The organism is Flavobacteriales bacterium, assembly GCA_016716605.1.
In the GTDB taxonomy this organism is placed as follows: Bacteria; Bacteroidota; Bacteroidia; order Flavobacteriales_F; family PHOS-HE28; genus PHOS-HE28.
This window is the reverse complement of record JADJWA010000001.1, coordinates 2,062,390-2,088,805: the sequence shown is the minus strand read 5'-3', so window position 1 is coordinate 2,088,805 and position 26,416 is coordinate 2,062,390. Positions and strand designations below refer to the sequence as shown.

The 26,416-nt window shown below is 62.8% G+C and carries 25 protein-coding genes; 9 read left to right on the top strand and 16 right to left on the bottom strand.

Features of this window, described 5'->3' with window-relative positions:
• Window positions 1–123: 123 nt before the first annotated feature.
• The 3 genes from IPM12_08385 to IPM12_08375 all read right to left on the bottom strand — a co-directional run bounded on the left by IPM12_08385 (window position 124) and on the right by IPM12_08375 (window position 3,605).
• On the bottom strand, window positions 124–2,160 hold the full coding sequence (locus tag IPM12_08385; GenBank protein ID MBK9147820.1) for a tetratricopeptide repeat protein: 2,037 nt from the start codon (window positions 2,158–2,160) through the stop codon (window positions 124–126).
• Window positions 2,161–2,342: 182 nt separating this feature from the next.
• Window positions 2,343–2,783, bottom strand: coding sequence for an OsmC family protein (locus IPM12_08380; GenBank protein MBK9147819.1), 441 nt, complete (start codon window positions 2,781–2,783; stop codon window positions 2,343–2,345).
• Between the two features lie 171 nt (window positions 2,784–2,954).
• Window positions 2,955–3,605, bottom strand: coding sequence for an NAD(P)-binding domain-containing protein (locus IPM12_08375; protein ID MBK9147818.1), 651 nt, complete (start codon window positions 3,603–3,605; stop codon window positions 2,955–2,957).
• A 165-nt stretch (window positions 3,606–3,770) separates the two neighbouring features.
• Here IPM12_08375 and IPM12_08370 point away from each other — a divergent pair, with 165 nt between their 5' ends.
• The 5 genes from IPM12_08370 (at window position 3,771) to IPM12_08350 (ending at window position 9,259) form a co-directional block, all read left to right on the top strand.
• Window positions 3,771–4,700, top strand: a complete 930-nt coding sequence (locus IPM12_08370) for an ABC transporter permease subunit (protein MBK9147817.1) — start codon at window positions 3,771–3,773, stop codon at window positions 4,698–4,700.
• 1 nt (window position 4,701) lies between these two features.
• Entirely contained in the window at window positions 4,702–6,459 is a 1,758-nt protein-coding gene (gene gldG, locus IPM12_08365) for a gliding motility-associated ABC transporter substrate-binding protein GldG (GenBank protein ID MBK9147816.1), read from the top strand.
• Window positions 6,456–7,472 (top strand): hypothetical protein, encoded by a 1,017-nt coding sequence (locus IPM12_08360; GenBank protein MBK9147815.1) that lies wholly within the window; start codon window positions 6,456–6,458, stop codon window positions 7,470–7,472. Before gldG ends, IPM12_08360 begins: the two co-directional genes overlap by 4 nt.
• Window positions 7,473–7,567: 95 nt before the next feature.
• A complete protein-coding gene (gene dnaN / locus IPM12_08355) occupies window positions 7,568–8,689 on the top strand; it encodes a DNA polymerase III subunit beta (GenBank protein MBK9147814.1) in 1,122 nt (373 codons plus the stop codon).
• A gap of 159 nt (window positions 8,690–8,848) precedes the next feature.
• A complete protein-coding gene (locus IPM12_08350; protein MBK9147813.1) occupies window positions 8,849–9,259 on the top strand; it encodes an META domain-containing protein in 411 nt (136 codons plus the stop codon).
• A gap of 15 nt (window positions 9,260–9,274) precedes the next feature.
• Here IPM12_08350 and IPM12_08345 read toward each other — a convergent pair whose 3' ends face one another.
• A complete protein-coding gene (locus IPM12_08345) occupies window positions 9,275–10,033 on the bottom strand; it encodes a rhomboid family intramembrane serine protease (protein ID MBK9147812.1) in 759 nt (252 codons plus the stop codon).
• A 124-nt stretch (window positions 10,034–10,157) separates the two neighbouring features.
• Between IPM12_08345 and IPM12_08340 the strand changes: the two genes are divergently transcribed.
• Window positions 10,158–10,598 carry a hypothetical protein gene (locus IPM12_08340; protein MBK9147811.1) on the top strand — a complete coding sequence of 147 codons (441 nt, stop codon included), beginning with the start codon at window positions 10,158–10,160 and terminating at the stop codon, window positions 10,596–10,598.
• A gap of 49 nt (window positions 10,599–10,647) precedes the next feature.
• Here the strand turns inward: IPM12_08340 and IPM12_08335 are convergent, their stop codons facing one another.
• From IPM12_08335 to IPM12_08295, 9 genes are all read right to left on the bottom strand, one after another.
• Complete coding sequence (locus IPM12_08335; GenBank protein ID MBK9147810.1) at window positions 10,648–11,706, bottom strand: beta-ketoacyl synthase chain length factor; 1,059 nt, start codon at window positions 11,704–11,706, stop codon at window positions 10,648–10,650.
• Entirely contained in the window at window positions 11,703–12,911 is a 1,209-nt protein-coding gene (locus tag IPM12_08330) for a beta-ketoacyl-[acyl-carrier-protein] synthase family protein (protein ID MBK9147809.1), read from the bottom strand. Before IPM12_08330 ends, IPM12_08335 begins: the two co-directional genes overlap by 4 nt.
• Window positions 12,908–14,194 (bottom strand): ABC transporter permease, encoded by a 1,287-nt coding sequence (locus IPM12_08325; GenBank protein ID MBK9147808.1) that lies wholly within the window; start codon window positions 14,192–14,194, stop codon window positions 12,908–12,910. The genes IPM12_08330 and IPM12_08325 overlap by 4 nt, the downstream gene beginning before the upstream one ends.
• 3 nt (window positions 14,195–14,197) lie before the next feature.
• Entirely contained in the window at window positions 14,198–14,938 is a 741-nt protein-coding gene (locus tag IPM12_08320; protein MBK9147807.1) for an ABC transporter ATP-binding protein, read from the bottom strand.
• Entirely contained in the window at window positions 14,935–15,951 is a 1,017-nt protein-coding gene (locus IPM12_08315) for a BtrH N-terminal domain-containing protein (GenBank protein MBK9147806.1), read from the bottom strand. The genes IPM12_08320 and IPM12_08315 overlap by 4 nt, the downstream gene beginning before the upstream one ends.
• A complete protein-coding gene (locus tag IPM12_08310) occupies window positions 15,948–16,349 on the bottom strand; it encodes a hypothetical protein (protein ID MBK9147805.1) in 402 nt (133 codons plus the stop codon). The genes IPM12_08315 and IPM12_08310 overlap by 4 nt, the downstream gene beginning before the upstream one ends.
• Window positions 16,350–16,421: 72 nt before the next feature.
• On the bottom strand, window positions 16,422–17,831 hold the full coding sequence (locus IPM12_08305; GenBank protein ID MBK9147804.1) for a beta-ketoacyl-ACP synthase III: 1,410 nt from the start codon (window positions 17,829–17,831) through the stop codon (window positions 16,422–16,424).
• Window positions 17,832–18,591: 760 nt separating this feature from the next.
• Window positions 18,592–20,454 carry a M1 family metallopeptidase gene (locus IPM12_08300; GenBank protein MBK9147803.1) on the bottom strand — a complete coding sequence of 621 codons (1,863 nt, stop codon included), beginning with the start codon at window positions 20,452–20,454 and terminating at the stop codon, window positions 18,592–18,594.
• Window positions 20,455–20,493: 39 nt separating this feature from the next.
• Entirely contained in the window at window positions 20,494–21,186 is a 693-nt protein-coding gene (locus IPM12_08295; protein ID MBK9147802.1) for a YdcF family protein, read from the bottom strand.
• Window positions 21,187–21,326: 140 nt separating this feature from the next.
• Between IPM12_08295 and IPM12_08290 the strand changes: the two genes are divergently transcribed.
• Window positions 21,327–22,019 (top strand): zinc metallopeptidase, encoded by a 693-nt coding sequence (locus IPM12_08290; protein ID MBK9147801.1) that lies wholly within the window; start codon window positions 21,327–21,329, stop codon window positions 22,017–22,019.
• Window positions 22,020–22,066: 47 nt separating this feature from the next.
• Here IPM12_08290 and IPM12_08285 read toward each other — a convergent pair whose 3' ends face one another.
• Both IPM12_08285 and IPM12_08280 read right to left on the bottom strand, forming a co-directional pair.
• Window positions 22,067–23,611 carry a DUF853 family protein gene (locus IPM12_08285; protein MBK9147800.1) on the bottom strand — a complete coding sequence of 515 codons (1,545 nt, stop codon included), beginning with the start codon at window positions 23,609–23,611 and terminating at the stop codon, window positions 22,067–22,069.
• A gap of 42 nt (window positions 23,612–23,653) precedes the next feature.
• Complete coding sequence (locus IPM12_08280; protein MBK9147799.1) at window positions 23,654–24,169, bottom strand: DoxX family protein; 516 nt, start codon at window positions 24,167–24,169, stop codon at window positions 23,654–23,656.
• Between the two features lie 71 nt (window positions 24,170–24,240).
• Between IPM12_08280 and IPM12_08275 the strand changes: the two genes are divergently transcribed.
• Entirely contained in the window at window positions 24,241–24,948 is a 708-nt protein-coding gene (locus IPM12_08275) for a hypothetical protein (protein ID MBK9147798.1), read from the top strand.
• Window positions 24,949–25,031: 83 nt separating this feature from the next.
• Here IPM12_08275 and IPM12_08270 read toward each other — a convergent pair whose 3' ends face one another.
• Window positions 25,032–25,631 carry a T9SS type A sorting domain-containing protein gene (locus IPM12_08270; GenBank protein ID MBK9147797.1) on the bottom strand — a complete coding sequence of 200 codons (600 nt, stop codon included), beginning with the start codon at window positions 25,629–25,631 and terminating at the stop codon, window positions 25,032–25,034.
• Window positions 25,632–25,693: 62 nt separating this feature from the next.
• Between IPM12_08270 and IPM12_08265 the strand changes: the two genes are divergently transcribed.
• Window positions 25,694–26,386, top strand: a complete 693-nt coding sequence (locus IPM12_08265; protein MBK9147796.1) for a DUF4918 family protein — start codon at window positions 25,694–25,696, stop codon at window positions 26,384–26,386.
• Window positions 26,387–26,416: the final 30 nt, after the last annotated feature.

The window sequence follows — 26,416 nt, the reverse complement described above, 5'->3', positions numbered from 1 at the left end:
CATGAGCAGGCTCAACGCGACCCTGACAAAGATCCAATGGATGCAAGGTAGACTTTCCGGATCGTGGGCACGGCACCCACCACTGGTGAAATGGTTCCGGGTCAAGTAGCGCCGCCGGGGACCTCAGACCCTCGAAACAAAGTACATCTCCATCTCCCCCTTGCCCTTCGCCTGCACTTTGCCGCGCGATGTGAACATTAGACCGGGCTCATTCTTCACGAGTTCATAGGTCGCCTCGCTGATGTTCACCTGCCCGACATCGCCGCTGCTTTCCATCCGTGATGCCGTGTTCACCGTGTCGCCCCAGATATCGTACTGGAACTTCTTCACACCCACGATGCCGGCGACCACAGGGCCGGTGTGGATGCCGATGCGGATCACGAAGTAGGGGAGACCCGCTGCGACTTTGCGCGCTTTGCCTTCGGCGATGAAGTCGCGCATCTCGAAGGCGGCCTTGATCACATCCGTGGCGTGCGTGGTGTTGGGCGTGGGCAACCCGCCCGCGGCCATGTACGCATCGCCGATGGTCTTGATCTTCTCCATGCCGTGCTTGGCGATGATGTGATCGAAGGCCGTGAAGCACTCGTTGAGGTCGTGCACCAGTTGTTCGGGGCTCAGGTTCTCGGAGTAGGCGGTGAAGCCCTTGAAATCTGTGAAGAGCACGGTGGCCTGGTCGATGCGTTTCGGCAAGGCGCTCCCTTTGTCCTTCAGTTCCTCGGCCACTTCCTCCGGCAGGATGTTCAGCAGCAACTCCTCGCTGCGTTGCTTTTCCTTGCTGATGCGATTGCGTTGGAAGAAAAAGACCCCGGCGAACACCGCCACCAAAGCGAAGCCTCCCATGAAGCCGTTGCGCATCAATTTCTGCTTCTGCACCTCCTTCTGTTGGACGACTGTCTCCGCGGCGAAGGAGAGGCTGTCCGCAAGAGCCTCTTTCTCGTAGCCGTACTTGTACTCCTGGCGGATCAGCTCACGCTGGTTCTGCTCGCGCTCCAGGCTGTCTGAGAGGGTCACCTGCAGCTCGTACATCTCCAGCGCCTTGTCCGTTCGGCCGGCCTTACGGTAGTAGTTGACCAGGTTGCCCGCTGCTACCTTCTGCAATTCCACGTTGCGAAGCGTGCGCGCTCCGCTGAGCACCTCCTCTTCCAAGGCGATCGCCTGCGCTGTGTTGCCCTCGTCGAACCGCATCCGGGCCATGGTGCCCTTGACGGTAAGCTCCATAGCCAGGTTCTTCACGCTCCTTGCCACGTCCATCGCCTTCCGCAGGCACGCCATGGCGGAGTCGGGCATGCCCGCCGTCAAGAGCATGTTGCTGCGCTGCTGATAAGCGCCCATGAGCATGGCACCATCACCTACGCTTGCAGCCGCTGCCAGCGCCCTGCTGTTGTAGTGGAATGCCGAGTCCGAATCGACACTGGCGAACGTGCCGGCCAGGTTGTAATAGGGCCGTGGCAGGTTACCGTTCCGGGTGCGCTCGAAGATCGCGGCTGCCTTGCGGAAGTACGGGCGGGCTTGCTCCGTTTCCCCCATCATGTTGTGGCACGCCCCGATGTTCGAAAGCAGATTGCCCATCTCGGAACTGTCCTTCGCTTGCTCTGCGATCCGGAGCATGTCCGTGAACAGCTCGGCGGCCTTGGCGATATCACCGCTCTGTGCATAAAGGCCTGCCATGTTGTTCTTCACACCGCGGATGATCAGCTCATTCCCAAGGGTCTCTCCCAGGGTAAGCGCCTCTGCGTACTTGTCGAGGGCCTGCGCGGTCAAGCCACGTTTGGACAGGCTCAGACCCCGGTTGAAGCAAAGCTGTGCGCGAAGGAGCCGGTCACCACGAGGCCCGTTCATGGAATCCGCCAGGGCGTAACAGGAATCCGCGCGATCCTGGTCCGACTCCAAGTTGAACTGCACCCCGCGGTTCATGATGGCGGAGGCCCGCAGGGTGCGATCCCCGACCTGTTCGGCCAGCGCATACATCACTTCCACGTACTTGTCGAAGGTGTCCGCCTGCTGTACGATGGCGTTATTGTCGAACAAGTCGCGCAGCGCATGGAGCCGTTGGTCGGGTGTGGTCTTGGGGTCCCGGTAGACCGTCCAGAGACTGTCAACAGGCATCTGAGCCAAAGCCAATAGAGGAAGAAGCAATGGCAGGATGGACAGGTTTCTCATCGCTGGGGGTTCAAAGCCACACGCGCTGCGGGCGGACCGACCCAGCGTGATGCCATGCTCAAGGGCCAAAGTAGAGTGGCGCTTGTGACATAGCTATACCCATCATTGGGTAATCGCCCCAATCGTGCTGGCTCGCTCTGCGGGCAATTAGACTCTCCAATGCCCGAGGAAGATAGGACCGCCTATCCCAGCTTCGCACTGAGCGTGATGGGCACGCTCTTGAGCAATTGGCTGATGGGGCAATTGGCCTTGGCGTTCTCGGCGCATTCCTGGAACTGCGAGGCCTCGATGCCGGGCACGGCGCCGTTGAGGTCAAGGTGAATGCCCACCACCCCCATGCCATCGCCCACTTTGTCCATGGTGACGGTGGCGGTGCATTCGAGTTGGTCGGCGGTGAAGCCCGCCGCATTCAACACAAAGCTCAGTTTCATGGTGAAGCAGCTTGCATGCGCGGCGGCAATGAGCTCTTCGGGGTTGGTGCCGGCCTTGCCGTCCTCGTTCTCGAAGCGCGTCTTGAAGCTGTGAGGGATTCCATCAAGGGCGCCGCTGGTGCTATTGATGCTTCCGGTGCCTTCATTCCCGGTTCCGGACCAGGAAGCGCTGGCTTTTCGATGAAGTGCCATGGTTTGCAGTTGGTGTTGGGATCGCCAATGCTGAGGCTTCGGCGGTTGAAGTTGGGAAGGTGAAGGGGTTGAACCGAAATGAGGTTCGGAGGTTGATGCTCAGGATTGATGCGTGAGGCTTGAAGCCTCAGGCCTGCAGATAGTTGCCTGCGGTTGCTGGTTGACCATCGCTCATTGCTTCTTCAGCAGCTTGAACGCGTGCGTCCATTGGTTGCGCGCGAATCCCGGGATGCACCAGAGGATGCACAGCGGCTCGATGGCACGGGCGCCTTCGGCACCGCCCATATCCTCCGTTTCCCAACCGAAGGCATCCAGGAGCGCGGTGACCTCCAATTTGGCGCCGGCATCGTTGCCGCAGATGAACATGGTGGGCCTCAAGCCGCCGAAATCAGGATCCACCATGAAGGCGCTGCCCACGCTGTTGAAGGCCTTTACGAAGCGCGCCTGCGGATGCGCCTTCTGCAGACGCTCCATGAGGCTGTCTTCGAGCGTGGTGAAGAAGCGCAGCACACCGTTGTCGGGCGGGGCGTCGGCGATCGGGTTGGTGGCATCGATGATAACCTTGCCCGCGAGCGCATCGCTTCCGCATAGGGCGAGCGCTTCCAGAGCGGCTGTGCCCTTGGTGGCCAATACGAGCACCTCGGCCCATTGAGCCACCTCCTGATGGCCGCCGATCTTGCCGCTAGGATTACGGTCGAGCCATTCGGCCACCTTCTCAGGGTTGCGCGTGGCGATCATCACTTCATGGCCGTGCTTCAGGAAGCCCGAGGCGAGCACCTTGCCTACCATGCCGGTGCCCAGGATGCCGATTTTCTTCTCCATAGGGGAATGAATGGGGCGTAAATGTCGGTGCATCTGGCTCGATCCACGCGGTGCGCGATGAAGATTGAACCACGGCCCGCCGCCATCGTTTCAGGCCGGGCCCTGCCCGAACAGGCAACGGCGATTCCCGCCCGGATACCGCCCGCTATCTTGGCCCGCGCAACAATGCTCGCGCTCATCCGCAAAGAGTTCCGGGGCTTCCTCGGATCGCTCATCGGCCACATCGTCATCGCGGTCTTCCTCCTGCTCACCGGCCTTTTCCTGTGGGTCTTCCCCGGCAACCTGCTCGATAGCGGCTTCGCTGACCTCGGCCCGCTCTTCTTCATCGCGCCCTGGGTCTTCCTCTTCCTGGTGCCAGCCGTGACCATGCGCACCTTCAGTGAGGAACGGCGCACCGGCACCATCGAGGTGCTGCTCACCAAGCCGATCACGGAACTGCAGATCGTGCTGGCCAAGTACATCGCCGCCGTGGCGCTGATCGCCCTTGCGCTGGCCCCCACGCTGGTTTACGTGTGGGCTGCCGATCGCCTGAGCACGTCCGTGACCGCCGTGCCGGCCGGTGCGGTGCAATGGCGCAGCACCCTGCATCTGGCGCTCACCGTCGCGAATGCGATCACCTGCCTCGCCTGGCTCTTCTGGCGCAGGCGCACGGCGGGATGGGATGCGCTCGGCTTCGTGGTGCGCCTGCTCTCGGTGCTCGCGTGGGGCGTGCTCTTCGGCGCCGTGCTGCACTGGATGCTCTTCATAGGCGGCGTGGATGCCGGTGCCACTTGGGGCGCATACATCGGCCTCTTCCTGCTGGCCGCCTGTTTCGCCAGCATCGGCGTGCTGGCCTCTGCCCTCACCGATAGCCAGATCGTGGCCTTCCTCATCGCCGTCTTCCTCAGCTTCCTCCTCTACATGGGCTTCGACCTGATCGCCACCTTCGATCTGTTCGGCGGGCTCGAAGGCCCCATCAAGTCAATCGGCATACAAGCGCACTACCAGAGCCTCGGCCGCGGCGTGCTCGACCTCGGTGATGTGCTCTACCACTTGGGGGTGATCGCCATCTTCCTATTGCTCACGCGCACGGCGCTTCAAAGCCGGACCTGGTAGCATGAGCACCCTCGGCAATAAGCGCCTCAACGACCTCACCGAGCTGCTCGTGGGCATCGGCATCGTGGGGCTGCTGCTCTTCATCGCCTCCTTCGCCCGGGTGCGCATCGACCTCACCAGCGAGCAGCGCTACACGCTCACGCCCGCTACGCAGGAATTGGTGCGGGGCCTCGAGGACATCCTCTATGTGAAGGTGTACCTCACCGGTGAGCTGCCCGCCGACCTGAAGCAATTGGAGCGTGCAACCCGCGATGTGCTCGACGAGATGCGCGCCGTGAGCCCGGACCATGTGCAGTACAGCTTCATCGACCCCAGCGCGGAGCCTGACGAGAAGGCACGGCGCGCGGCGTACGATCAATTGCAGGACGCCGGGCTCGTGTTCAGCAGCATCCGCGTGAAGGAGAAAGGGGGCTTCAGCGAGAAGATCGTATTCCCCGGCGCGCTGGTCACCTTCCGCGAGAAGACCGTGCCCGTGCAATTGCTGAAGACCCAGCTGCGCACGCCCGATGCGGAGATCGTCGCCCGGTCCATCACCAACGCCGAATACGAGCTGGCCGCCGCCATCCGCCAGGCCACCACGCGGCAGCGCCCGCGCATCGCCTTCGTCGAAGGGCACGGCGAGCTGAGCGCGATCGAGACCGCCGACATCGCCAACGCCTTGAGCGCGCAGTACGACGTGAGCCGCGTGCGCATCGATGGCCGCGTGGATGCGCTGAGCACCAAGAACGAGGGCCTGCGCTACCGCGTGAACAGCTACGAGGCGCTGATCGTGGCCAAGCCCGACAGCGTGTTCCCGGACCGCGATCGCTACGTGCTCGACCAGTTCGTGATGAATGGCGGCCGCGTACTCTGGTGCATCGATGCGATGGACCCGCACCTCGACAGCTTGCGGCAGCGCCAGTTCAGCATGGCCACGGCGCGCGAGCTGGGCATCGAGGAACTGCTCTTCGCCTATGGCGCGCGCCTGAACAAGGACCTGGTGCTCGACAAGAGCTGCGCGCCGATCGAGATCTTCACGCAGCCCTATGGCAACCAGCGCAAGCTCGAGCGCTTCCCGTGGTACTTCGAGCCGGTGAGCGTACCGCAGAGCGCGCACCCGATCGTGGCGAATGTGGACCCGGTGCATCTGAAGTTCGCCGGCACCATCGATACCATCGGGGTGGACAGCGTGCGCAAGACCGTGCTGCTCACCAGCTCGCCATTGAGCTTCGCACAGAAGAATCCCGTGCGCGTGAGCCTGAGCATCGTTGAGATGGACCAGGGCTTCGAGCGGCGCAGCACCCCCCACCTGCCGCTGGCCGTGCTGCTGGAGGGCAAGTTCCGCAGCGCATACTTCGACCGGATCCCCACCGACTTCCGCACCGACAAGGATGTGGCCTTCCGCGAGACCAGTCCGCGCACCGCGCAATTGGTGATCGCTGATGGCGACGTGATCGCCAACCGCGTGGATGCCGCCAAGGGGATGTACTACATGCTGGGCTTCGACCGCTATGCCAACGCCAAGCTCTACGGCAATCGCGAGTTCATTCTCAACGCCATGAACTACCTGCTCGATGATCGCGCGCTCATCAGCATCCGCTCGCGCGCCATCACGCTGCGCCCGCTCAACACCGACCAGGTGGATCAGCGCCGCACCTGGTGGCAGGCCGTAGGCATCGGCGCGCCCCTGGCCATCAGCCTGCTGCTGGGCTTCCTGTACCAGTGGTACCGGCGCAGCGCGAACCTTCGACCCTTGCGTGCAACAGCCCACCGCCGATGAACCGACGACTGTACCTCTTGGTGCTTGTGCTCGCGCTGCTTGCCGCCGCCGCATGGTGGCTGAAGACCCGTAGCACGGGCAGCACCCTGGATCCCGCACTCTCCGACTTCGCCATCGCGGACACGGCCCGCGTGAACCGCATCCACATCGCGGACCGCACCGGAAAGCAGATAGACCTGGTCCGGACCGGCGAGGGCTGGATGCTCAACGGCGTGTTCAAGGCCCGTCAGCCTGAAGTCAGCACCGCCCTGAAGACCTTCCGGCGGATCGAGGTCAAGAGCCCCGTGCCCAAGAGCGCCGAGGCGATGGCCCTGCGCACCATGGCCGCGCACAGCACCAAGGTGGAGATCTACACCGGCGGGCGCGTGCCCGAGAAGATCTGGATCGTGGGACACGCCACCAAGGACCACTTCGGCACCTATATGGTGCTCGAACTGCCCGGCCAGGGTCGGAGCAGCGCACCCTTCGTAATGGGCATGCAGGGCTTCACCGGCATCCTCAACACGCGGTTCCCCACTGATCCGGACAAATGGCGCAGCCCGGCGGTGTTCAACTACCCCGACCTGCACGAGCTGGCTGAGGTGGAAGTGCGCCATCAGGGCCGCGACGCCGCATCATACCGGATCATCAATCCCGGCGATGGCGTGCCGAAGCTCAGCACCCTCGATGGAACGCCCATGGCCATGGACACCGTGCTGGTGATGGCCGCGCTGATGCCCTTCAAGGAGTTCAACTACGAGGACATCGTGCGCGACATGGCGCCCGCCCGCCGCGATTCACTGCTGAGCGCCCCGCCCAACTTCATTGTAACCGCGAAACCTCGCCAAGGAAGCGCGCAAGCCATGAAGCTCTGGCTCATGCCCTATACCGGCGATGGTAGCGCCTTCGATGCCGCGGTGCCCCTGCACGAGCCGCTGCGCATGTGGGCCTTGGTAGAGGATACCCTGCTGGTCACCGTGCAACGCCAATTCGTGGACCAGATGACCCAGCCCGCAGCGGCACTGAGGCCCTAGACCGGCCGGGCTGTGGAAAACGGTGATTTCGTGTTGAAAACCTCTGGTTCGGGCCGGATACATTTGCCCGGCCCGAAAAAACCCATTCCCTTCCAATGAAGTTCATCGTCTCCAGCACGGCCTTGCTCAAGCAATTGCAGAACCTGCAAGGCGTGCTCGCCAGCAGCAATACGCTCCCTATCCTGGACAATTTCCTCTTCGAGATCGACGGCAAGCAGCTCACCGTCACGGCCAGCGACCTGGAGACCACCATCACCGCCACCATGCCCGTGGAGGCCAAGGAGAAGGGCAGCGTGGCCATACCGGCCCGACTGCTGCTCGATACGCTCAAGGCATTCCCCGAGCAGCCGCTCACCTTCAGCATCGACCCCAAGCATCACGGTGTCGAGCTCAGCAGCGAGCAGGGCAAATACAAGATGACCGGCTTCAACGGAGCCGAATTCCCCAAGAGCCCCGTGCTCGAAGGCGCCACCAGCCTCAGCTTGCCGGCTGGCACCTTGGCCAAGGCCATCAACAAAGCCATCTTCGCCACGGGCAATGACGATCTGCGTCCGGTGATGAGCGGCATCCTGTTCGAACTCACCGAAGAGGATATCCGCTTCGTGGCCACTGATGCGCACAAGCTGGTCCGGTACAAGCGCACCGATGTGCAGGCCCCCAAGGCTGCCAGCTTCATCGTGCCGAAGAAGCCCTTGAACCTCCTGAAGGCCGCACTGCTGGGCAGCAATACCGACCTCAGCATCGAATTCAACGAGAGCAATGCGTCCTTCCGCTTCGACAATACCGTGCTGGTGTGCCGCCTGATCGATGGCAAATACCCGAACTATGAGGCCGTGATCCCTAAGGCCAATCCCAACAAGCTCACCATCGACCGCGGCACCTTCCTGAGCGCCGTGCGCCGCGTGAGCATCTTCTCGAACAAGACCACCCACCAGGTGCGCCTGCACATCAACGGCAGCCAGCTCAATGTGAGCGCAGAGGACCTGGATTACGCCAACGAGGCGCGTGAACAGCTCACGTGCAGCTACGAAGGCGAGGAGATCACCATCGGCTTCAACTCGCGCTTCCTCATGGACATGCTCAACAACATGGAGAGCGAGCACGTGGTGCTGGAGATGAGCGCGCCCAACCGCGCCGGGATCCTGCTGCCCGGAGAGGCCGGTGAGCCCGGTGAGGATGTGCTCATGCTGGTAATGCCTGTGATGCTGAACAATTAGAGGGCTGGGTGAAGGTTGAAGGTGAGTGCTTGGACCTTGATGCTTGAATCTTCTTGGCTGATGCTTGCAGCATGCCCCAATCCGACCTCTGTACGAATGAACGCTTCGCATTTGCTTTCGGCACCGTACTTGGTTATTTCGCCCTCAAGACCATCCCTTATGCGCACAGCCACCATTGCCCTGCTGCTCCTGATCACCCTGAGCGCCAATACGTGCGTGAAGCAGGGGATTGACCCCGCCGCCTTGAAAGACAAGAAGTGGATCGTAGAGACCCTGAACGGCCAGCGTCCTGAACTGCCTGATGGCGCTGAAACACCTTGGCTGAAGCTCGCGGGCGATCAGCTGCAAGGCTTCGGGGGGTGCAACAACCTCATGGGCAGCTACACCCTGGAGGGAACCAAGCTGAGCTTCTCCGGCATCGGCAGCACCAAGAAGTACTGCGAGGGCATCCAGCCCACCGAGAATGCGGTGAAGGAGATGCTCGGCAAAGTGGACAGCTTCAAGCTCGACGGCGATCAGCTGCGCCTGCTGGGCGGTGGAAAGGAATTGGCTGCATTGCGGGGCGAGTGATCCGCGCCCTCCTGCTCACTCATCCCACGTGGTGCTCACATTGCCAGGCCGGTCATCATTCTCGGCCAGCTTGCGCTTCCACGCCAGTTCTTGATCATCCACGGCGTCACCGGAATCATCCTCCAGATAGGGCGAGGCCGGCTCATCATCCTTTTCATCGAGGAAGGCCGGACGCGGATCGGTTACGGCAGGCGGCACTTGCCGGTGCACGAAGGCGAGCACCAAACCAACAAAGGCACCGCACAGGTGGCCCTCCCAGCTCATGTGCTCCAGTATGGGGAAGATCCCCCACACCAGGCTGCCATAGAGGAAGACCACGAGCAGCGAGAGCGCCATGAGCGTGCGCTGCCCGCGCAGCATGCCGCTGGTGAAGAGGAAGGCAGCCATGCCGTAGATCACGCCGCTGGCACCCACGTGCGGCGCGCCTCCTCGTCCAATAAGCCAAACGCCGATGCCACCGAGGAGCCATGTGAGCACCACTACGCGTCCCGCCATGCGCGGGTAGAAATACATCAGGCACCAGCCGAGCATGACCACCGCCGTGCTGTTGTTGAAGATGTGCTCCCAATCGCCGTGCAGCAGCGGAGCCGCAGCGATGCCGATAAGGCCCCTCAGCTCGCGCGGGTACAGGCCGAATTGGCGCAATTGCAGGTTGAGGCCGTGATCGAGCAGCCAAATGCACCAGATCAACAGCGCCGCCAGCGCGGGAAGCACCAAGGCGGTAACCATGCGGTTGCGCTTCACGGGCGCATCTGGGATCAGGTCATCGGCCATGCGGCGAAGGTGGCAAGCATTGCGCCCGGAGCAGCGGCCTGACGGAACGGCACCTGCGGCCTATCATCGACCCATGCCGCCGAGCGGGCTTTCTTTGCCGCTCTAGCGAATCAGCACCAAACCCATGCGCAACGCACTCATCGCCTTGTCCGTGATCGCCATTGTAGCCTGCGGGGCCCGGAACGCCCAAAAGGACGTCGTCAGCGGCGATCAGGATCTCACGCCGCCCAGCGAGTTGGCGTTGCTGATGCGCACCATGGCCGCACATGCCGATAGCGTGAAGGCCGGCCTCGCGCGCGGCGACAAGAAACTGCCCTCCTACCCTGCTGCCATCACGAAGCTGCTCACGGCAACGCCCACCAAGGACATGCACATCGACCCCATCACCTTCCCCACCTTCGGTATCGACTATCAGGCCAAGGTGAGCGCGCTGTACAAGGCCGCGCGGAAGGACCGGGCCCGCGCTTACAACGCCTTGGTGCTGAGCTGCGCGAACTGCCACACCACGCATTGCCCGGGGCCGATGATGCGGATCAAGAAGATGTATGTGGCACTGGAAGAGTGACCACCACTGGTCGTAATGCTGGACTCCGGTTCTCGAGCAACGCTGAAGATCAGCTCCTCAGAAGCACCAGCGAATGATCCTTCAGCTGGAAGTGATCGCAGAGCAGTGCCGTGCGGAACGGCCGATCCGGAACGCCGCGCAGCACAGCTTCCGCAGGCAATGCCCCAGTGGTGAGCGCGCTCCAAGCCAACCAGGTCCCGAAGGCATTGGCCACGTAGAACTCCCCGCATAAGTGCTTGAAGGCCGCCACGGTGGCATCCGGGAAGAGCGCCTCAACAGGTCCATAGGCCTGATCCAACTCGGCATCGCCTCCGCGCCCGATCATCAGCAGGTCGATATCCGCTGCTTGCAATGCGTTGCGTTGCAGGAACTCCTCGATCCGAGCCACCATCCCTTCAGCGCCGCCGCGATAAGCGATATCCGCATCGGCCACGCGCACCGGCCGCTCGCCCCTAGGCCCTGCATCGAGCACGAAGAAGGCAGCGCCTTCGCCGCAGAGCGCTCCACGGTCCGCGCTGCCGAGCACTTCGAGGTTCGTCACGCTGCCCTGCTTCCAGATTCCGGAATGGCGCTGCGTGATGAAGTAATCCTCGGTGATCACCTCGGCGCCGCCCACCAGAACGTGGCGCGCGCCCTCCAGGCCCACTTGCACCAGACCGTCGAGCAGCGCGCTGGTGAACGAGAGTCCGCGGTGCAGGTAGGTGAAATTGGCACCGGTGCATTTCACGGCCAACGCCAGCTGCCCCGCAACGTTGTTATGCGTGCTCTGGATGAAGGCCGTGGGGTTCGGCAGCATCTCGTCCTGCTGGATCATGGATCCGAAGAATCGCTCAGTGCTCTCCATGCAGCCAAGTCCGGTTCCCACGATGATGGCCTCCGGCACCTGCACGCCGGCGCGCTCCAGCGCGTTCAAGCCGCAGCCAATGCCGATGCGGGCCACCTTGGCCATGCGGCGTCCGCGCATGGGATCGATGTAACGCTTCAGGTCAGGCTCGATGGACTTGAGCGGATGCGCGTCGTAGCGCACCACGCGCTCTAAACCGTCACGATCGAAACCGGGCTGCGGGCCGATCATGCTTGCTCCGGTGATGTACACAGGCGATTTCATGGAGCGGAGAGTACCAATGCCGTGTTGTTGCCGCCGAAGCCGAAGGAATTCGAGAGCACGTGCCTGATGCGATGGCCGGTGGTCGAGCGAAGAACCGGGACGATCGGGGCCTCTTCAAGCGGCTCACCGAAACGCAGCGTGGCGAAATGCGTTCCTTCCATCAGTGCGAGCACGCTGTAAATCGCCTCCACGGCGCCAGCGGCCCCAAGCGTATGCCCGGTGAAGGATTTGGTGCTGGTGAAGGGCGGAACCGCATCACCGAAGAGACGCACCAAGGCCTTCCCTTCCGAAGAATCGTTGTTGTGCGTCCCGGTCCCGTGCACGTTCACGTGATCAATGTCCGGGGCCGTGAGCCCGGCCTTATGGATGGCCCGGGTCATGGCGAGGAGCGCACCCTCGCCATCCGGTGAAGAAGCTGTGGCATGAAAGGCCTCGTTCGTGTTCGCGAAGCCTGAGACGATGGCCAAGGGTCGCGCGGCCCGAGCCCGAGCGAGGTCGTCACGCTCAATCACGAGATAGGCGCCCGCCTCACCCAGGTTGAGCCCCGCGCGCCTCCGATCGAATGGCCGGCAGGGCTCGCGATCCAGGATCATGAGGCTATTGAAGCCGTTGACGGTGAAACGGCACAAGGCATCGGCGCCGCCGACGATGGCCGCATCCAACAGGCCCGCGCGAATGAGCCGGGTCCCGAAGATCATGGCATTCGCCGACGAGGAGCAGGCCGTGCTGATAGTGGTGACCATGCCACTCATGCCCAATTCGCGCGCGATCCGCTCGGCATGCTCGCCGGGGTCATGCGTGCCGATGTATTGGCGCACCTCCTCGGGCGGGTCCTCCTCGAAGAAGCGCGTGTAGATCAGCTCGCTCTTGTCGATGCCGCCGGCGGTTGTGGCGGAGATCAGTCCAACGTGCGGAGACCGATGCTCGATGCCTGACTGCTGTATCGCCTCCTTGATGGCGGCAAGGCCGAGTAGCGCGGTCCGGGTCCAGCCGCGCATGGACGATGGCGCAGCCAGTTCACCCAATGCATCATCAGTCAACTGGACCTCACCGGCTGGCAGCTCGCCGCGGAAACGTGTATTCAGGCGCGTGATAGGACCGATGCCTGAACGCTCTTCCAACAGCGCGCGCAGATTGCTGGGCGCATCGAGCCCGATCGCGGATACGATGCCCATGCCCGTGATGCAGACCCGATCCTGGCTCATCGCGATGAAGCTATCCGTTCAGAGATAATGGCCAACCCGATGCACGCGGCTCCGAAGAGCACCAAGGGCAGGAACAACGGCAGCAGATCGCCGATGCCGCCCCCGCGCAGCAGCACGGCGTTGTATGCTTCCATGCCCCAGTGCAAAGGCGACAACCGGCCAACCACCTGCATCCCGGCTGGCATGATGTACAAGGGCACCCAGATGCCGCCGATGGCTGAGAGGATCACCACGCAGGTGGAACCGAGCACCGCGCTCTGCTGCTGTGAACGGCTGAGCGCGCCCACCAGCACACCGAATGAGGTGGCCGCAAGCGCAACCACGCCCGATATCATCAGGAGCAGCGCCAGCATTCCCGGGCCTTCGATCCACAGCTGTGGGAGCCCGAGCAAGGGGAGCACCCATCGTCCGACGATGCCCAAGAGGACGGCTTGCATCAGGCAGACCAGCAGGTAGGCCATGATCCGGCTCGCGATCCGTTCAGCGGTGGCGCCCGGCATGGTGAGCAAGCGCACCATGCATCCCGATTGGCGCTCCTTCACCAGGTTGCCGCCGAGCAGCACCACCGTGAAGAACATCGCGAAGACCGTCCACGCAGGGACATTGTGCTGCGTGGAATCCTGCGCCACGCCGACGCCGATCAATTCGCCAGCCGCGATCTCTTGCCGGATCCTGATGAACGGATCACCCATGGCGATGCGGGGCAAGGGATTCCCTGTCGCCGATTCAAGGCTGTTCCGCATCTCATCCAGCAAACGCTCCGCACTCAGTTCGGTGATGATCGCGCTCACCGACGCCTGAACCAGCTGGCGGAAAGCGTGCTTCACCGTGGGATCGATGAGCAGTGTGATGGCTGTGCTGTCTGCAGGACTCCGCTCCGGCAGCGAATCGAGGGGTGCCACCGGGAAGAGCTCCATGATCGCTGACGTGGACCGGGATTCCAGCGCAGCGGAGGCATCGCGCGGCACAATGATGCCCACCTGCTGATCGCCGCGTCGTACGGCATCGTGGAATGCGCCGCCGGTAAGGCCGCGGGCATCGGTCACGATGAAAGATGAAGAGTCGAGGCGATCGCGCAACCGCTTCCCAACAGGGCCTCCGTCCTGATCGAGCAGCAGCACCCTGATGCGGTGCTCGCTGAAATCACGGAACGGCGCATCCTGCACCACCGCCATGATCATCACCAGTGCCACGGGCATCAGGAAGAGCAGCGCAAGGCCGGCGCGGTCGCGCAGCAAGAGCAGCAGCTCCTTGGTGATATGCGCGCGCAGCCTCAGCAGCATCGATCAATCGCGAAGGGCTTTGCCCGTGATGCGGAGGAAGGCCTCCTCCAATCGTTCGTGACCAGTGAGGGCGCGCGGATCGGCCACCTCGCCCACGAAGCGACCGTGGTCCATGATCACCACGCGCGTGCAGAGCCGCTCGGCTTCTTCGAGGTGGTGCGAGGTGTACACGATGGTGGTGCCCGCCGCATGGATCTCCTGCAATAGGCCCCATATTGCTGATCGCGACTGCACATCGATGCCCACGGTCGGTTCATCGAGGAAGAGGATTGACGGTTGATGCAGCAGCGCCACCATCAGGTTCAAGCGGCGCTTCATGCCGCCCGACCATTCCTTGACTTGATCATGCGCGCGTGCGCTCAGCCCCGCGCGTTCGAGCAATTCGGCTCCGCGCTCCCGCACCGCTCGTCCATCCAATCCTTGCAGCGCACCGAAGAAGGCCAGGTTCTCCCAAGCGCTGAGCGACTCGTACAGTGCGGGTTCCTGCGGCACCAGTCCGATGATCCGGTGCACCCGCCCAGGTTCGGTGAAGAGGTCCATGCCGTTGATCGCAACGCTGCCTGCCGTGGCGCGCATCACACCGGTGAGGATCGAGATGAGCGTGGTCTTGCCCGCCCCATTCGGACCGAGCATGCCAAGGAACTCACCAGCGCCTACACGCAGGTCAACGCCATTCAACGCAGGCTCCGCGCTCTTCCGGTAGCGCTTCACCAAACCTTCGACGCGGATGATCGGATCGCTCATGCCTTGCCGGAGCGGGCCAGTTCACGGAACAGCGCGGTCTCCATCTTGCCGAGCTCCACGAGCCTATCGGCCAGCGTATCGTAGGTGCTGCCCGCTTCTGCGCGGCCCTTGCAGAGGCGGCCGGCCTCAAAGGCGAACTCGCGCCAATGATCGCCGATGCGCGTCATGGCTTGCGCATGTTCGCGGAGCGAGGGCCGATTGAGCAGCGTAGCCGCCTCCTGCAGGAATGCCGCGAACATGAACCGGAATCCTGCACCGCCGGTGCCGATCTCCTCCTGCATGCGGATGAGGTTGCCCAGTGCGAGGCGCGCATCGCGCTCGCCCAGGCGCCGCTCGTAGTTGCGCAGCTTACCGGCGAGGTAGGGAATGCCCTTCGCGCCGAACATGGGCAGGGGCGTGTTCACCATATCGCGAGCGGTGCGCCGTAATCCCTTGGCGGCAGCGGTGCGCAGGTCGGCATCGGTGGGCACGCGCACCGGGTAGTACATGCGACCACTGGTATTGGGCATGCCCTTGGCGAAGCGCGCGCGCACCAGCGCATTCCGATGGATGCGCGTGGTGGCGTCCATCACCGGGTCGCTCACCAGGTACTCATCGCCCTCACGGCCGAAGACCACGATGTTGTGCGCATTGAAATGGAAGCGGAAGGCCTTGGGGAGGTAAGGCAGGTAGAAGACGCTGGTGAGCATGCCCACCGGGAGCCCTTGGTCGAGCACGCGGTCCAGGGCATCCATCGCCGTGGCCGGATCGCGGAAGCGCATCCTCCGCATCTCCACGCCCACGCTGCGCGAGAATCTCTTGAAGATGTGGCCGGGCAGGATCCGGTAGCTGGTGACGGGGATGCCGTTCATCTTGATGAAGGGCATGTGGCTGTAGAAGAGCCCTGATCCAATGCCGAAGGCCATCGGCTCAGAGACGCGCAGCCCATGGAAGCGCATCAGGTTGCTGATCACGCCGGTCTCGCAATGCGCGCTCTGCTGATGCTCGAAGGGAATGATGAGGTCCTTGCTCATCGCGGCACCTGTTTCAATTCGGCCACGCTCAACAGCAGGGCTTCCGCATATTTCTCCAGGGTCGATTGGTCCAGGGCACTGAAGCCTTCGGGCTCCAAATGGTGCTTCACCCTGCGTGCCGGGATGCCCATGTGCTTGGCGAGCAGGGCTGCATCCATCATGTTCTTCTCCATGTGGTAGGCCAGCGGTGAAGCTGCGCCGCGAAGCACTTGCTGCCGGGCCTCTTCCACGCGCTCGTTCACCACTTCCCAGGCCTGCCCGAGGGCGACATTCTCAGGCTCCCAGCCCACGCTCGGCACCTTCTCGTACTCGCCGTTCTCATTCACGGCATACTTCACCACCTTGAATTTGCCCTCCAGCAGGTTGGCATCGTCCTGGGGCACCTCCTCTTTCTTCATGCAATCGCGGTTTGTGCCGATGGATGCGGCGCAGTGCTGGCGAAGGTACGCGGGGCCTCGCGTCGCGGCGGATCACACCGCCGTGAACAGCGCAGCTGCATACGAGAAGCGCGCGCTCTCGGGCACCACCAGCAGGATACGCTGGCCCTTGCGCACCTTGCCCGAACGCAGCAGGCCATCCAGCATGAGGAAGGCCGATGCCGCGCCCACGTTGCCCACCTCGGTGAGGTTGAGGAACCAGCGCTCCTGCGGCAAATGAATGCCCTGCTCGGCCAAGCACTGCTGAAGCTTGTCGCGGAAGAACATGGAACTGATGTGAGGAAGGAAGTGGTCCACATCCGTTGCAGCCAGTTCCTGCTCCTCCAGCACTCCTTTCAAATAGCGCGCACCCAATTCAATGATGTGCCGGCCCAGGAGCTTCACATCCTGTTTCATGCTGAAGACCGATCGGCCAGCCAGCTCCTCGGGTGCGAAATGCTTCCAGCCCAAGAATGCCCCTTGCTCATCCTTATCGCCACCTGAATACATGCAGACCTCGAGCTCGTGGGCGAAGGATCGCGACCGGATCCACTCCACCTTCAGGCTCAACGGCCCGCGCGGAGCATTTTCCACCAGCACGGCGGCAGCTCCATCGGAGAGCATCCACCGAAGGAATTCCTTCTCAAAGCCGATGATGGGGTCGGCTTCCAGTTGACGGTAGCGCTCGGTCTCGCGCTCGAAATTGGAGGCGCGCATCATCGGCCCTACGAGCTCGCTACCCGCCGCTATGGCATTGGCCGAATTGCCGCTAGCCACGCTCATCCACGCGTACTTCAAGGCGTGCATGCCCGAGCAGCAGGCGCCGCTGGGCGATACCACTTCCATGGCATGGCCCAGCTCTCCGTGCACCTGGCTGGCGTGCGATGGCAGGAACTGATCGGGTGAAGAGGTGCCGCATGCGAGCACCTGGATCACACGAAGGTCGATGCCATCGCCAGCAAGGCCCTTCACCGCGTGCGCCACGAGCTGTGCATTGGTGTGCGTGATGCGGCCCTGGCGATCGAGCGCGTAGTGCCGCTGCAGGATGCCATTGTTCCGCAATACGATGGATCGGGCCCTCGATGGCTTCCCGTCGATCATCCCGAGGAATTCGGCCATCTCGTCATTCCCGACAGGATCATTGGGCAGATAGCCCGAGACGCGTGTGATGTAAGCTTCAGACAAGGCGACTGGATACTGGTTCGGTGCTGGAAAGCGGCAAAAGTAGCGCGGGGCCTGCGGAGGCGCGTGCGCTGTGCAAGTCGCTGGAATCAGTAGCGCAGCAGCCGGTCGATCTCCTGGCGCAAGGCGCGGCCTTTCAGTGCCCCAAGGATCCTCACGGAAAGCGCGCTCAATGGGGCCACCAGGAAGATGAGCACGGGCAATGCGATGGAGAAGAACTTCACCCGACGGATTCGGCTCCGGGGGTCGGTACGGGCGCGCGCCAGGATGAACCGGCGCCATTTCCCGAAGACGAAGGTGGCCCTGCGCTCGAGCACCAGCAAGGTGGGCTTGATCCGTGCCGATCCCATCCGCAGCAACCCCTCGTTGAGTCCCACCAGTGAACCGCGCTTGAGATGCTCGGCAATGGGCACCCCGAAGCGCGATGCTCCTTCGATGTCGGCAGCGCGGATGCCGGCGTGAGGGAACACGAGGAAGGGATCCTTGCGGCCCCAGAACATCCACCGGATGATGGTGATCACGCTTGTGAGGTTTCCGCTGCGGTCAACCACCGCGATGTTGCCCACCAATGCTCCCCCGAGCGCGGCGACGCGCTCACGCACGTACTCCTGCGCCATCACCCACATGTTCCGCGACCCGATCACCGTGAGCACAGGCCTGCCCTGCATGATCTCGCGCGCCTGCGGATGCAGCAGGAAGGACGTGATCGGGATGGACGGATTCAGGTACCAGATGGTGTAGCCCAGGATGATCAGTTCGTATTGTGCATCGGGCGCCACCGCGAACGGACGCAAGGGCATGGGCTCCCGGCCAGTGGATTCAGGGAAGGTGTTGAAGAAGGCCACGCGCGACCATGGGAATGGGAAAGGCACCAAGGGCTCGATCGGCAGATGATCCACTTGCATGCCCGCCTCCACAAGCGGCTCGGTGATCCGTTTCAGGAGCTCCGTGAGCTGGCCCGTCTGGCTATAGTGGATGACGAGGACGCGTTTCGGTGCCATGCGCTGCGTGTGGTCGGAGGTCGGCCGATATCAGATAGCGTTCACGGACGCGCCACGCCCCGCACGCCTTCCGGGAACACCACGGCATCGTTCTCACGTTCGCGGTCGGCGGTGCGCTCGAAAGGATCGAGGGTGATGCCCGCGAGCGAAGCGAACTCGCCCTTCACGCTGAAGGTGTAGCGCGGATCGGTCCATTGCCAGGACGGCAGTTGCGTGAATGGCGCGCGGTCCCTATCAGGCCGCTTCGCTCCGCGTGCCAAGGAGAGCGGTACATGGAAGAGGAGCTGGCCGCCGTCACGCCCAACAAGCATCACATCCACCGGCATCAGCATCTCTCCGTTGCGCTGCAGGGTGATCCGGATGGAATCACCTGCTTGCAACACCTCGGCGATGGCGTAGTCGAGCGCGCGCGTGGTGTTCACCCATTCATCGAAGTACCAATCGAGCTCCAGGCCGCTCTGCTTCTCGAAGGCGCGCTCCAGGTCGATGGGCTCTGGGTGCTTGAACTGGCACGCGGCGAAGTACCGCTTCAATCCTTGCGCGAGGTCCTTCTCCCCTACCACGGATCCGAGCTGGTGGATGAGCATCTCACCGAAGCTGTAGGCCGTGGCGCCATAGGCCGCATTCGTGATGAAGTGATCGGCATGGATGCTCGCCGGCTCGTGCTTACCGCTCCCGGCAAGGCCGAGATAGCCATCGATGGACGATGCATGCGGATCGCCATCGCCGCCGAAAAGGTGCTGCATCACTTTGCTGCTGGCGTACTCGGTCATGCCTTCATCCATCCACGCGAAGCGGCCCTCGTTGCTGGCCAGCACGCCATAGTACCAGCTGTGCACGCTCTCATGCACGCTCACGCCCACGAGGCTGCCCAAGCGCCTGTTGCCGGTGATGAGCGTGAGCATCGGGTATTCCATGCCGCCATCGCCGCCTTGCACGAAGCTGTACTGCGGCCAAGGATACCGGCCGAAGCGCTCGTTCATGAACCGGAAGTTCTTCTCCATGTAATCGGGCAGCTGCCGCCAGACGGCCTCCAGCTCCGGCGTGTCCTTGTAGAAGAAATGCAGCTCGGGTCCGTCGTTCATGGGCCGCACCACGTGCTTGTAGTCCTTGTCCGCCGCCCAGGCGAAGTCGTGAACATCCTTCGCGCGGAAGCGCCAGGTGAGGGTATTGCCCGCAGGTCGCTTCACGGCCTTCTTCGATGGATAACCGTGGCCCACCTGCTCCGGGTTCTGCAGCACGCCGGTAGCTGCCACGGTGTAGGCGCTATCGAGCGTGAGGCGCACATCGAAATCGCCCCACACCCCATGGAACTCGCGGCCGACGTACGGTATGGCGTGCCAGCCGCGGTGATCATACTCCGCGAGCTTCGGGTACCACTGCGCCATGCTGTACGCCACGCCTTCCGCATTGTCGCGGCCACTGCGCCGGACCTGAACCGGCACCTGGCCTGCGAACGCGTACGCCAGTGTGGTGCTCTTGCCCGGAAGCAAGGGTTGTGCGAGGGTTGCTCGAAGCACCGTCCCGAGATGCTCGAGCTGCATGGCCTTGCCGCCCTGGGCCATGCGCTCTACGCGCAATTCGCCCACTTCATGCGGCTCGAGCGCTGCAATGCGGTCCGCCACGCGCGCGTCGGGGTCGGCAATGGTGCGTGACCGCACATCCATTTCGCTGCCGGGCCTGAAGGCGTTGAAGTAGAGGTGGAAGAACAGCTCGCGCAGCGTGTCGGGGCTGTTGTTCGTGTAGGCCAGCGAGGCCGTTCCGGTGAACCGGTGCGTGCTCACATCGAGCGCGACATCCATATCATATTTCACGAGCTGCTGCCAGCGCTCGCATTGGGCTTGCGCGAAGGATGAAGCGGATAGGGTGGCCAGCAAGGTTGCTGCGCGGAGGGCGTGACTCATGGTTTAAGGCCGCGCAAGATCGCACGCGCGAAGCGACCATCAGCGCCCGGCCTGAGCCGGACTGCACTGCTCGGCATCCTCCCATGGGATATGCCCGCCCAATGTGCCGCGTAAGCGCCTCCAGAACGACTCGCGCTCCACGATGGAAACGAAGTCGGGTACCAGCGCCACTTGGGGATCAAAGACGGGGTTGGTGGCCGCGAAGAGGTCGGAAACGCTATCGCGGACCAAGGGCAGCAAATCGATGTGCACACCCAACTCGCGCCTCATCCGCCGCTGCATGGGCTTCAGCATCTTCACTTGAAACTCATCGCTGGCGAGGGCCACGTTCTTCAGCCCTGCGGCGCAAGCCATTTGATAGCCGAAATACATGTTCTCCGTACTGTGCTCAGCCATCTCGTCCAAGATGATATGCTCGCGCGGCACGCCCATGGCCACGGCGTACTCACGCATGATCCGAGCCTCACTGTATGGCGTGTAGACCGCAGCGCCCGACATGATCAAGCGGTCGGCGAAACCCTTCCGGTACAAATGAACGGCCCACACCAGCCGTGCTTTCAGGCCGATATGCACGCCGCCATCTTCAGTGAATGGCATGCCCGGCACGATCAGCGCATCGTAGGGCTTCTTCGCTTCGGCCCTGCTATAATACTTGGCTGGATTGGCAATGGTGCAACCTGTAAGCAACAGGACCAGCACAGCGGGGGAATGAAGGATGGTCCTGACACGCATGGGGCAAAGTTGTGCTGATTGAACAACCTTCGCGACAGAAGGTTCGGCGGGACGGGCTGCCGGATCGTCAGGGACCTGAACACGGCAGTGGAATTGCCGGATGCGGCCTAACCGAAGAAACGACCATGGAAGGCAATGCGATGATGGGCGCGTACGTGATCGGCATCGTGATGATGGGAATCAGCTGGCTGGTGAGCAACCAGTTGAAATCGCGCTTCGAGAAATACAGCCGCACGCCGCTGCGCAACAACATGAGCGGGCGGGAGATCGCGGAGCAGATGTTGCGCGACCATGGGATCACCAATGTGAAGGTGGTAAGCGTTCCGGGCGCGCTCACGGACCATTACAACCCCGCCACGCGTACGGTGAACCTGAGCGAGCCGGTGTACCATGCACGCAATGCTGCGGCCGCCGCGGTGGCCGCGCACGAATGCGGCCACGCCGTTCAGCATGCCACCGCCTACCAATGGCTCAACATGCGCAGCAGGCTGGTGCCGGTGGTGAGCGTAGCCTCGCGCTTCATGCAATGGGTGATTCTGGGCGGCATCCTGCTGCTGTCGGCCGCATCGCCGCTTGGTGAGCCGGTACTCTTGGCGGGCATCGCGCTCTTCGGCGCCACCACGCTCTTCAGCTTCATCACACTGCCGGTGGAGTACGATGCGAGTAACCGCGCCTTGGCGTGGATCCAACGCAACGGCATCGTCACCCAGAGCGAGTATGAAATGAGCGCCGATGCGCTCAAGTGGGCCGCGCGCACGTATGTGGTGGCGGCGATCGGATCCCTGGCCACCTTGCTCTACTACATCATGATCTTCATGAATCGCAGGCGCTGATCGAATGAACGGCGCATGGTAGCCCCGGCGATGCCGGGGCTACGTGTTCAATAGCGCCTACGCCGTACGGTGGTGCGGATGCCCAGCACGCCGAGCAAGCCGCGCGTGAGTTCCCGCACGATGGTGTTGCCAACCTGGCGCGCCATGGTGTTCTTGGTCATTTTCTCCAAGGTGCTCGGCTCTTCGCGCTTCGGTCTCGCCTCATCCACTCCTTCTCGCTCCTTCACATCACCGTCCTCTTTGCCCTTCATCCGCTTCTCCAGGATCTCGAACGCGCTCTCCCGGTCGATCGCTTCATTATAGGTCCTCACAAGCTCGCTGCGCGCCACCAATCCATCGATCTCCAATGGGCTCAGCACATCCATGCGGCTGATGGGCGCACGCAGCAAGGTATGCGCGAGCGGCGTGGGCGTGCCTTTCTCGCTCAGCGCGGTGACCAGGGCTTCGCCGATGCCCAGCGAAGTGATCAGCTCCTCGACATCATAGAATGGCGTGATCGGATAGTTCTGCGCGGTCTTCTTGATGGTGGTTCGGTCCTTCGCCGTGAAGGCGCGCAGGGCATGCTGCACCTTCAATCCCAGTTGACCGAGGACGCCCTCCGGCACGTCGCTGGGATCCTGGGTGCAGAAGAAGACGCCCACGCCCTTGGAGCGGATCAGCTTGATGATGGTCTCGATCTGCTCGAGCAGCGCCTTGGTGGCGGTGCTGAAGATCAGGTGCGCCTCATCGATGAAGAGCACGAGCTTGGGCTTCTCCGGATCGCCGACCTCCGGGAACGTGCTGTAGATCTCCGCCAGCAGGCACAGCATGAATGTGCTGAAGAGGCGCGGCCGGTCCTGGATATCGGTGAGGCGCACGATATGCACCACGCCTTTGCCATCGCGCGATTCGAGCAGGTCGTTCACATCGAAGCTGCGCTCGCCGAAGAAGCGGTCGGCGCCTTGCTGCTCGATCTCGATGAGCTTGCGCAGGATGATGTTCACGCTGGAGCCGCTCACCTGGCCGTAGACCTTCTTGATCTCGTCCTTGCCCTCGTCACTCACGAACTGCAGCATGCGGCGCAGGTCCTTCAGGTCGAGCAGGGGCAGTCCGTGGTCATCGCAGTACTTGAATACGAGCGCCAGTACGCTCTGCTGGGTGTCATTCAGCTCTAGGATGCGGCCCAGCAGCACGGGTCCGAATTCGCTCACCGTGGCGCGCAGGCGGGCTCCCGGCTCCTTGCTCAGGCTCAGCAATTCCACCGGCAGGCCTTGCGGTTCGTAGGCGATCCCGAGCTTGGCGTGGCGCGCTTCGATCTTCTCATTGCTGGAGCCGGGTGCCGCGATCCCGCTGAGGTCGCCCTTCACATCCATCAATAGGGAAGGCACGCCGTTAAGAGACAATTGCTCCGCGAGCACCTGAAGGGTCTTGGTCTTGCCGCTGCCCGTGGCGCCGCAGATAAGGCCATGGCGGTTCATGGTGCGCAGGGGCACCTTCACGGTGCAGCCTGCGGGCACTTCGCCGTTGTAGAGCGCGCCCCCCAATTCAATCGCGCTTCCTTTGAAGGAATTGCCTTCTGTGATGGCACGGAGGAAATCGTCTGGTGCGGGCATGCGTGCTGGATTGCCTGCAAAGGAAAGCGCGTCGGGCGCTGCTTATTTGAACGATATACGGTCCACCGCGAAGCGGCCGCTGCCCGTGAAGAGCAGTGCGAGGTAGCCCAAGAGGTACACCAGCGCCAATTCGCTCTCGCCGAATGGCTGGCCGCGATCAACCAGGAAGATGATCACGCCCATGGCAATGATCAGTGGGACCAAAGCGGCGCGCGTCCACAGGCCGAGCACCACCAGCGCCGCACAGACCACCTCGGCGAACACGATGAGCGCAAGGCTCACCGGGCTGCTCAGGCCGAGTGGATCAGAGAAGCTATCCATGCGCTCACCGAACCTCATGAGCTTGGGCCAGCCGTGCTGCCAGAGCATGGTGCCTCCGAAACCGAGGCGCATCAGCAAGTAACCAAGGTCTTCGGAAATGGGTTGGCTGTTGAGGATCATGGTGCGGATGCAGATTGAAGGTTGCAGATTGAGATGGTGCACACCAGGAAGGATGCTGGTTAAGCAACTTGAGCGCGCATGGTGCGCCGAAGGTGGCCCCGCCGAGGCAGAGCCCATTCGCGCCCAGCAAGCAGTTTTCCACGAGGCGATGGGAACCTTTCACCGCACGGTCCGTTGCAGGCCCCGCCATGAAGACCCTTACAACCTGCCTACTGGCCCTTTCCGCTTTGACCGCTTGTGCCCAAGGCGGCGAGATGCTCGCGGGCATGAGCGCCATGCGCGCCCAGAAGCACACCGAAGCGGAGGAAGCATTCTCCAAGGCAGTTGCCATTGCTCCAACTGACACGAAGCCGTGGTACTACCGCGCCGTGAACCGCATCAGCATGAACGACTTCGGCGGTGCCCTGAAGGACCTTGATCAAGCGCTGGCCCTGAGCCCCGATGATGCGCATGCCCTGCTACGCCGCGCTGAGGTGAAGCAACAGCTCGGCGCCGAGCACAGCGCCCTCGCAGACCTCGCCCGCATCCTCAGCGTGCGACCCACCGGGCCTGCCGCCGAGCATGCATTGCTGCAATTGGGGAGCTATGCCATGAGCCGCATGGATTACGCCGGTGCCAAGGCGCATTACGACCAATTGGTGCGCATCGCGCCATACAACGGCATGGGCTGGTGCAACCGGGGCATCGCTCAGTCGGCCATGCACGAGGACGACCTGGCGCTGGCCGATCTGGACCGCGCCGTGGAGATCGACCCCACGCTCGACCAAGCGCACATGCAGCGCGCCGTCGTGCTGCTGCGCATGAACCGCAAGCAAGAGGCCTGTGCCGCGCTGCACGAAGCCCACGACCTCGGCAACCGCGAGGTGGAGGAAATGCTACTGATCTACTGCGAATAACCGGCCTTCCGGTGCCGAACGCCCGGATGGCTCCCCCCGGGCGGCGACGGGGCTACCGCAAGGAGGCCCCGCTGCATGGCGGGTCATTGCTTCACCACGCGACCCATATACGCTTGGCCATCAGCGGTGGCCAGGACCGTGTACACACCAGCCGCGAGCGATTGCAGGTCGAGCGCATGCTCCCGTCCGTTCAATCCAACTGCACGCAGGGCGATCCGGCCGTTCGGATCACTGATGGTGATATCGACGAGGGCGCTGAGCGGCACCCGCAGCAGCACGGTGCATGCACCCATGGTGGGCGAAGGGAACACGCGCATTTCTGATCCTATGAGCTGGCGGAATTCGACTGCCTTCGCCGAGCTTCGACCCAGTCCGGAGAAGGCGATGCGGTAATGCACGATGCTCATTTCCGGCGGGGCTTCGTCGTACCAGCCAAAGGGCACTGGGAATGCCGGATCGCCGCAAAGGCCCTCGATGCGATGCACCACCTCGAAGCTGACCCCATCCGTGGAGCGCTCCACCTGTGAGCCATCGCAGGTGCTTCCGCCGGTCATCACCCATTCCACATGGATGCGCCCATCGAGTTCCGTGAGGGTGAAGGACTGGATGAAGGGATGCTCGCCATCCTGCGCGCGCATGGCCATGCTGGTGGCCAGTGCCAGGCTGAGGATCTGCGCGCGCATGGCTCGAAGGTAATGCCAACGAATGCCGAGCTTCGTCGCATGCCTGAGCGCACCCTGACCGGATGGTCACGCTAGCCGACCGATTGCTCGACCTCACATTCCGCCTCAAGATGGAGCGCGTGCGGTTGCCCGAAGGCGTGCGCCTCCTCAACCCCTTGGTCGGTGAGCATGGTACCGAGGTACAACGCCTCGTCACCACATTCCACCGCAGCTTCTTCGACGACAACAACCCGCGAACGCTGCTGCTGGGCATCAATCCCGGGCGCTTCGGAGCAGGCCTCACGGGCATTGCATTCACCGATCCGAATGATGCGCGCGAGGTGCTCGGGATCCCGCATGCTCTGCCACCTTCACGTCCAGAGACCAGCAGCCGCTTCTTCAAGCAGCTCGTTGCATCCGCTGGGGGCCCGGAACGGTTCTACAGACATGCCTATGTGCATTCCGTCTTCCCTTTCGGATTCACCGCAGCCGGGCGGAATGGGAAGGCGGTGAACCTGAACTACTACGACCGGATCGACCTCAGGGAGAACATTCGGCCGGTGGCCGCCGAATGGCTGCAGGGCTTGATCGCCGCCGGATGCCGGAGCGACCTTGCGCTCTGCCTTGGAAAAGGGGAGAATTTCCGATTCCTGCGCGATCTCGGGCTATTCAAGCGCATCACGCCCTTGGACCATCCGCGCTTCATCATGCAATACAAGGCGAAGAGCGTGGAGAGATACGTGGCGAGTTACCTTGATGCGCTCCAGGATGCTTGAAGACTGGGCCAACGATTCGTCCCGGATCCG

Coding starts and splice junctions, on each gene's coding strand:
- IPM12_08375 (MBK9147818.1), bottom strand. CDS start 3,605: ATGGAGAAGAAAATCGGCATCCTGGGCACCGGCATGGTAGGCAAGGTG.
- IPM12_08340 (MBK9147811.1), top strand. CDS start 10,158: ATGCGCAACGCACTCATCGCCTTGTCCGTGATCGCCATTGTAGCCTGC.
- IPM12_08330 (MBK9147809.1), bottom strand. CDS start 12,911: ATGAGCCAGGATCGGGTCTGCATCACGGGCATGGGCATCGTATCCGCG.
- IPM12_08325 (MBK9147808.1), bottom strand. CDS start 14,194: ATGCTGCTGAGGCTGCGCGCGCATATCACCAAGGAGCTGCTGCTCTTG.
- IPM12_08275 (MBK9147798.1), top strand. CDS start 24,241: ATGAAGACCCTTACAACCTGCCTACTGGCCCTTTCCGCTTTGACCGCT.
- IPM12_08370 (MBK9147817.1), top strand. CDS start 3,771: ATGCTCGCGCTCATCCGCAAAGAGTTCCGGGGCTTCCTCGGATCGCTC.
- IPM12_08320 (MBK9147807.1), bottom strand. CDS start 14,938: ATGAGCGATCCGATCATCCGCGTCGAAGGTTTGGTGAAGCGCTACCGG.
- IPM12_08335 (MBK9147810.1), bottom strand. CDS start 11,706: ATGAAATCGCCTGTGTACATCACCGGAGCAAGCATGATCGGCCCGCAG.
- IPM12_08295 (MBK9147802.1), bottom strand. CDS start 21,186: ATGCGTGTCAGGACCATCCTTCATTCCCCCGCTGTGCTGGTCCTGTTG.
- IPM12_08290 (MBK9147801.1), top strand. CDS start 21,327: ATGATGGGCGCGTACGTGATCGGCATCGTGATGATGGGAATCAGCTGG.
- IPM12_08385 (MBK9147820.1), bottom strand. CDS start 2,160: ATGAGAAACCTGTCCATCCTGCCATTGCTTCTTCCTCTATTGGCTTTG.
- IPM12_08310 (MBK9147805.1), bottom strand. CDS start 16,349: ATGAAGAAAGAGGAGGTGCCCCAGGACGATGCCAACCTGCTGGAGGGC.
- IPM12_08280 (MBK9147799.1), bottom strand. CDS start 24,169: ATGGGCTCTGCCTCGGCGGGGCCACCTTCGGCGCACCATGCGCGCTCA.
- gldG (MBK9147816.1), top strand. CDS start 4,702: ATGAGCACCCTCGGCAATAAGCGCCTCAACGACCTCACCGAGCTGCTC.
- IPM12_08265 (MBK9147796.1), top strand. CDS start 25,694: ATGGTCACGCTAGCCGACCGATTGCTCGACCTCACATTCCGCCTCAAG.
- IPM12_08380 (MBK9147819.1), bottom strand. CDS start 2,783: ATGGCACTTCATCGAAAAGCCAGCGCTTCCTGGTCCGGAACCGGGAAT.
- IPM12_08270 (MBK9147797.1), bottom strand. CDS start 25,631: ATGCGCGCGCAGATCCTCAGCCTGGCACTGGCCACCAGCATGGCCATG.
- IPM12_08305 (MBK9147804.1), bottom strand. CDS start 17,831: ATGGCGCCGGTTCATCCTGGCGCGCGCCCGTACCGACCCCCGGAGCCG.
- IPM12_08360 (MBK9147815.1), top strand. CDS start 6,456: ATGAACCGACGACTGTACCTCTTGGTGCTTGTGCTCGCGCTGCTTGCC.
- IPM12_08350 (MBK9147813.1), top strand. CDS start 8,849: ATGCGCACAGCCACCATTGCCCTGCTGCTCCTGATCACCCTGAGCGCC.
- IPM12_08315 (MBK9147806.1), bottom strand. CDS start 15,951: ATGAGCAAGGACCTCATCATTCCCTTCGAGCATCAGCAGAGCGCGCAT.
- IPM12_08345 (MBK9147812.1), bottom strand. CDS start 10,033: ATGGCCGATGACCTGATCCCAGATGCGCCCGTGAAGCGCAACCGCATG.
- dnaN (MBK9147814.1), top strand. CDS start 7,568: ATGAAGTTCATCGTCTCCAGCACGGCCTTGCTCAAGCAATTGCAGAAC.
- IPM12_08285 (MBK9147800.1), bottom strand. CDS start 23,611: ATGCCCGCACCAGACGATTTCCTCCGTGCCATCACAGAAGGCAATTCC.
- IPM12_08300 (MBK9147803.1), bottom strand. CDS start 20,454: ATGAGTCACGCCCTCCGCGCAGCAACCTTGCTGGCCACCCTATCCGCT.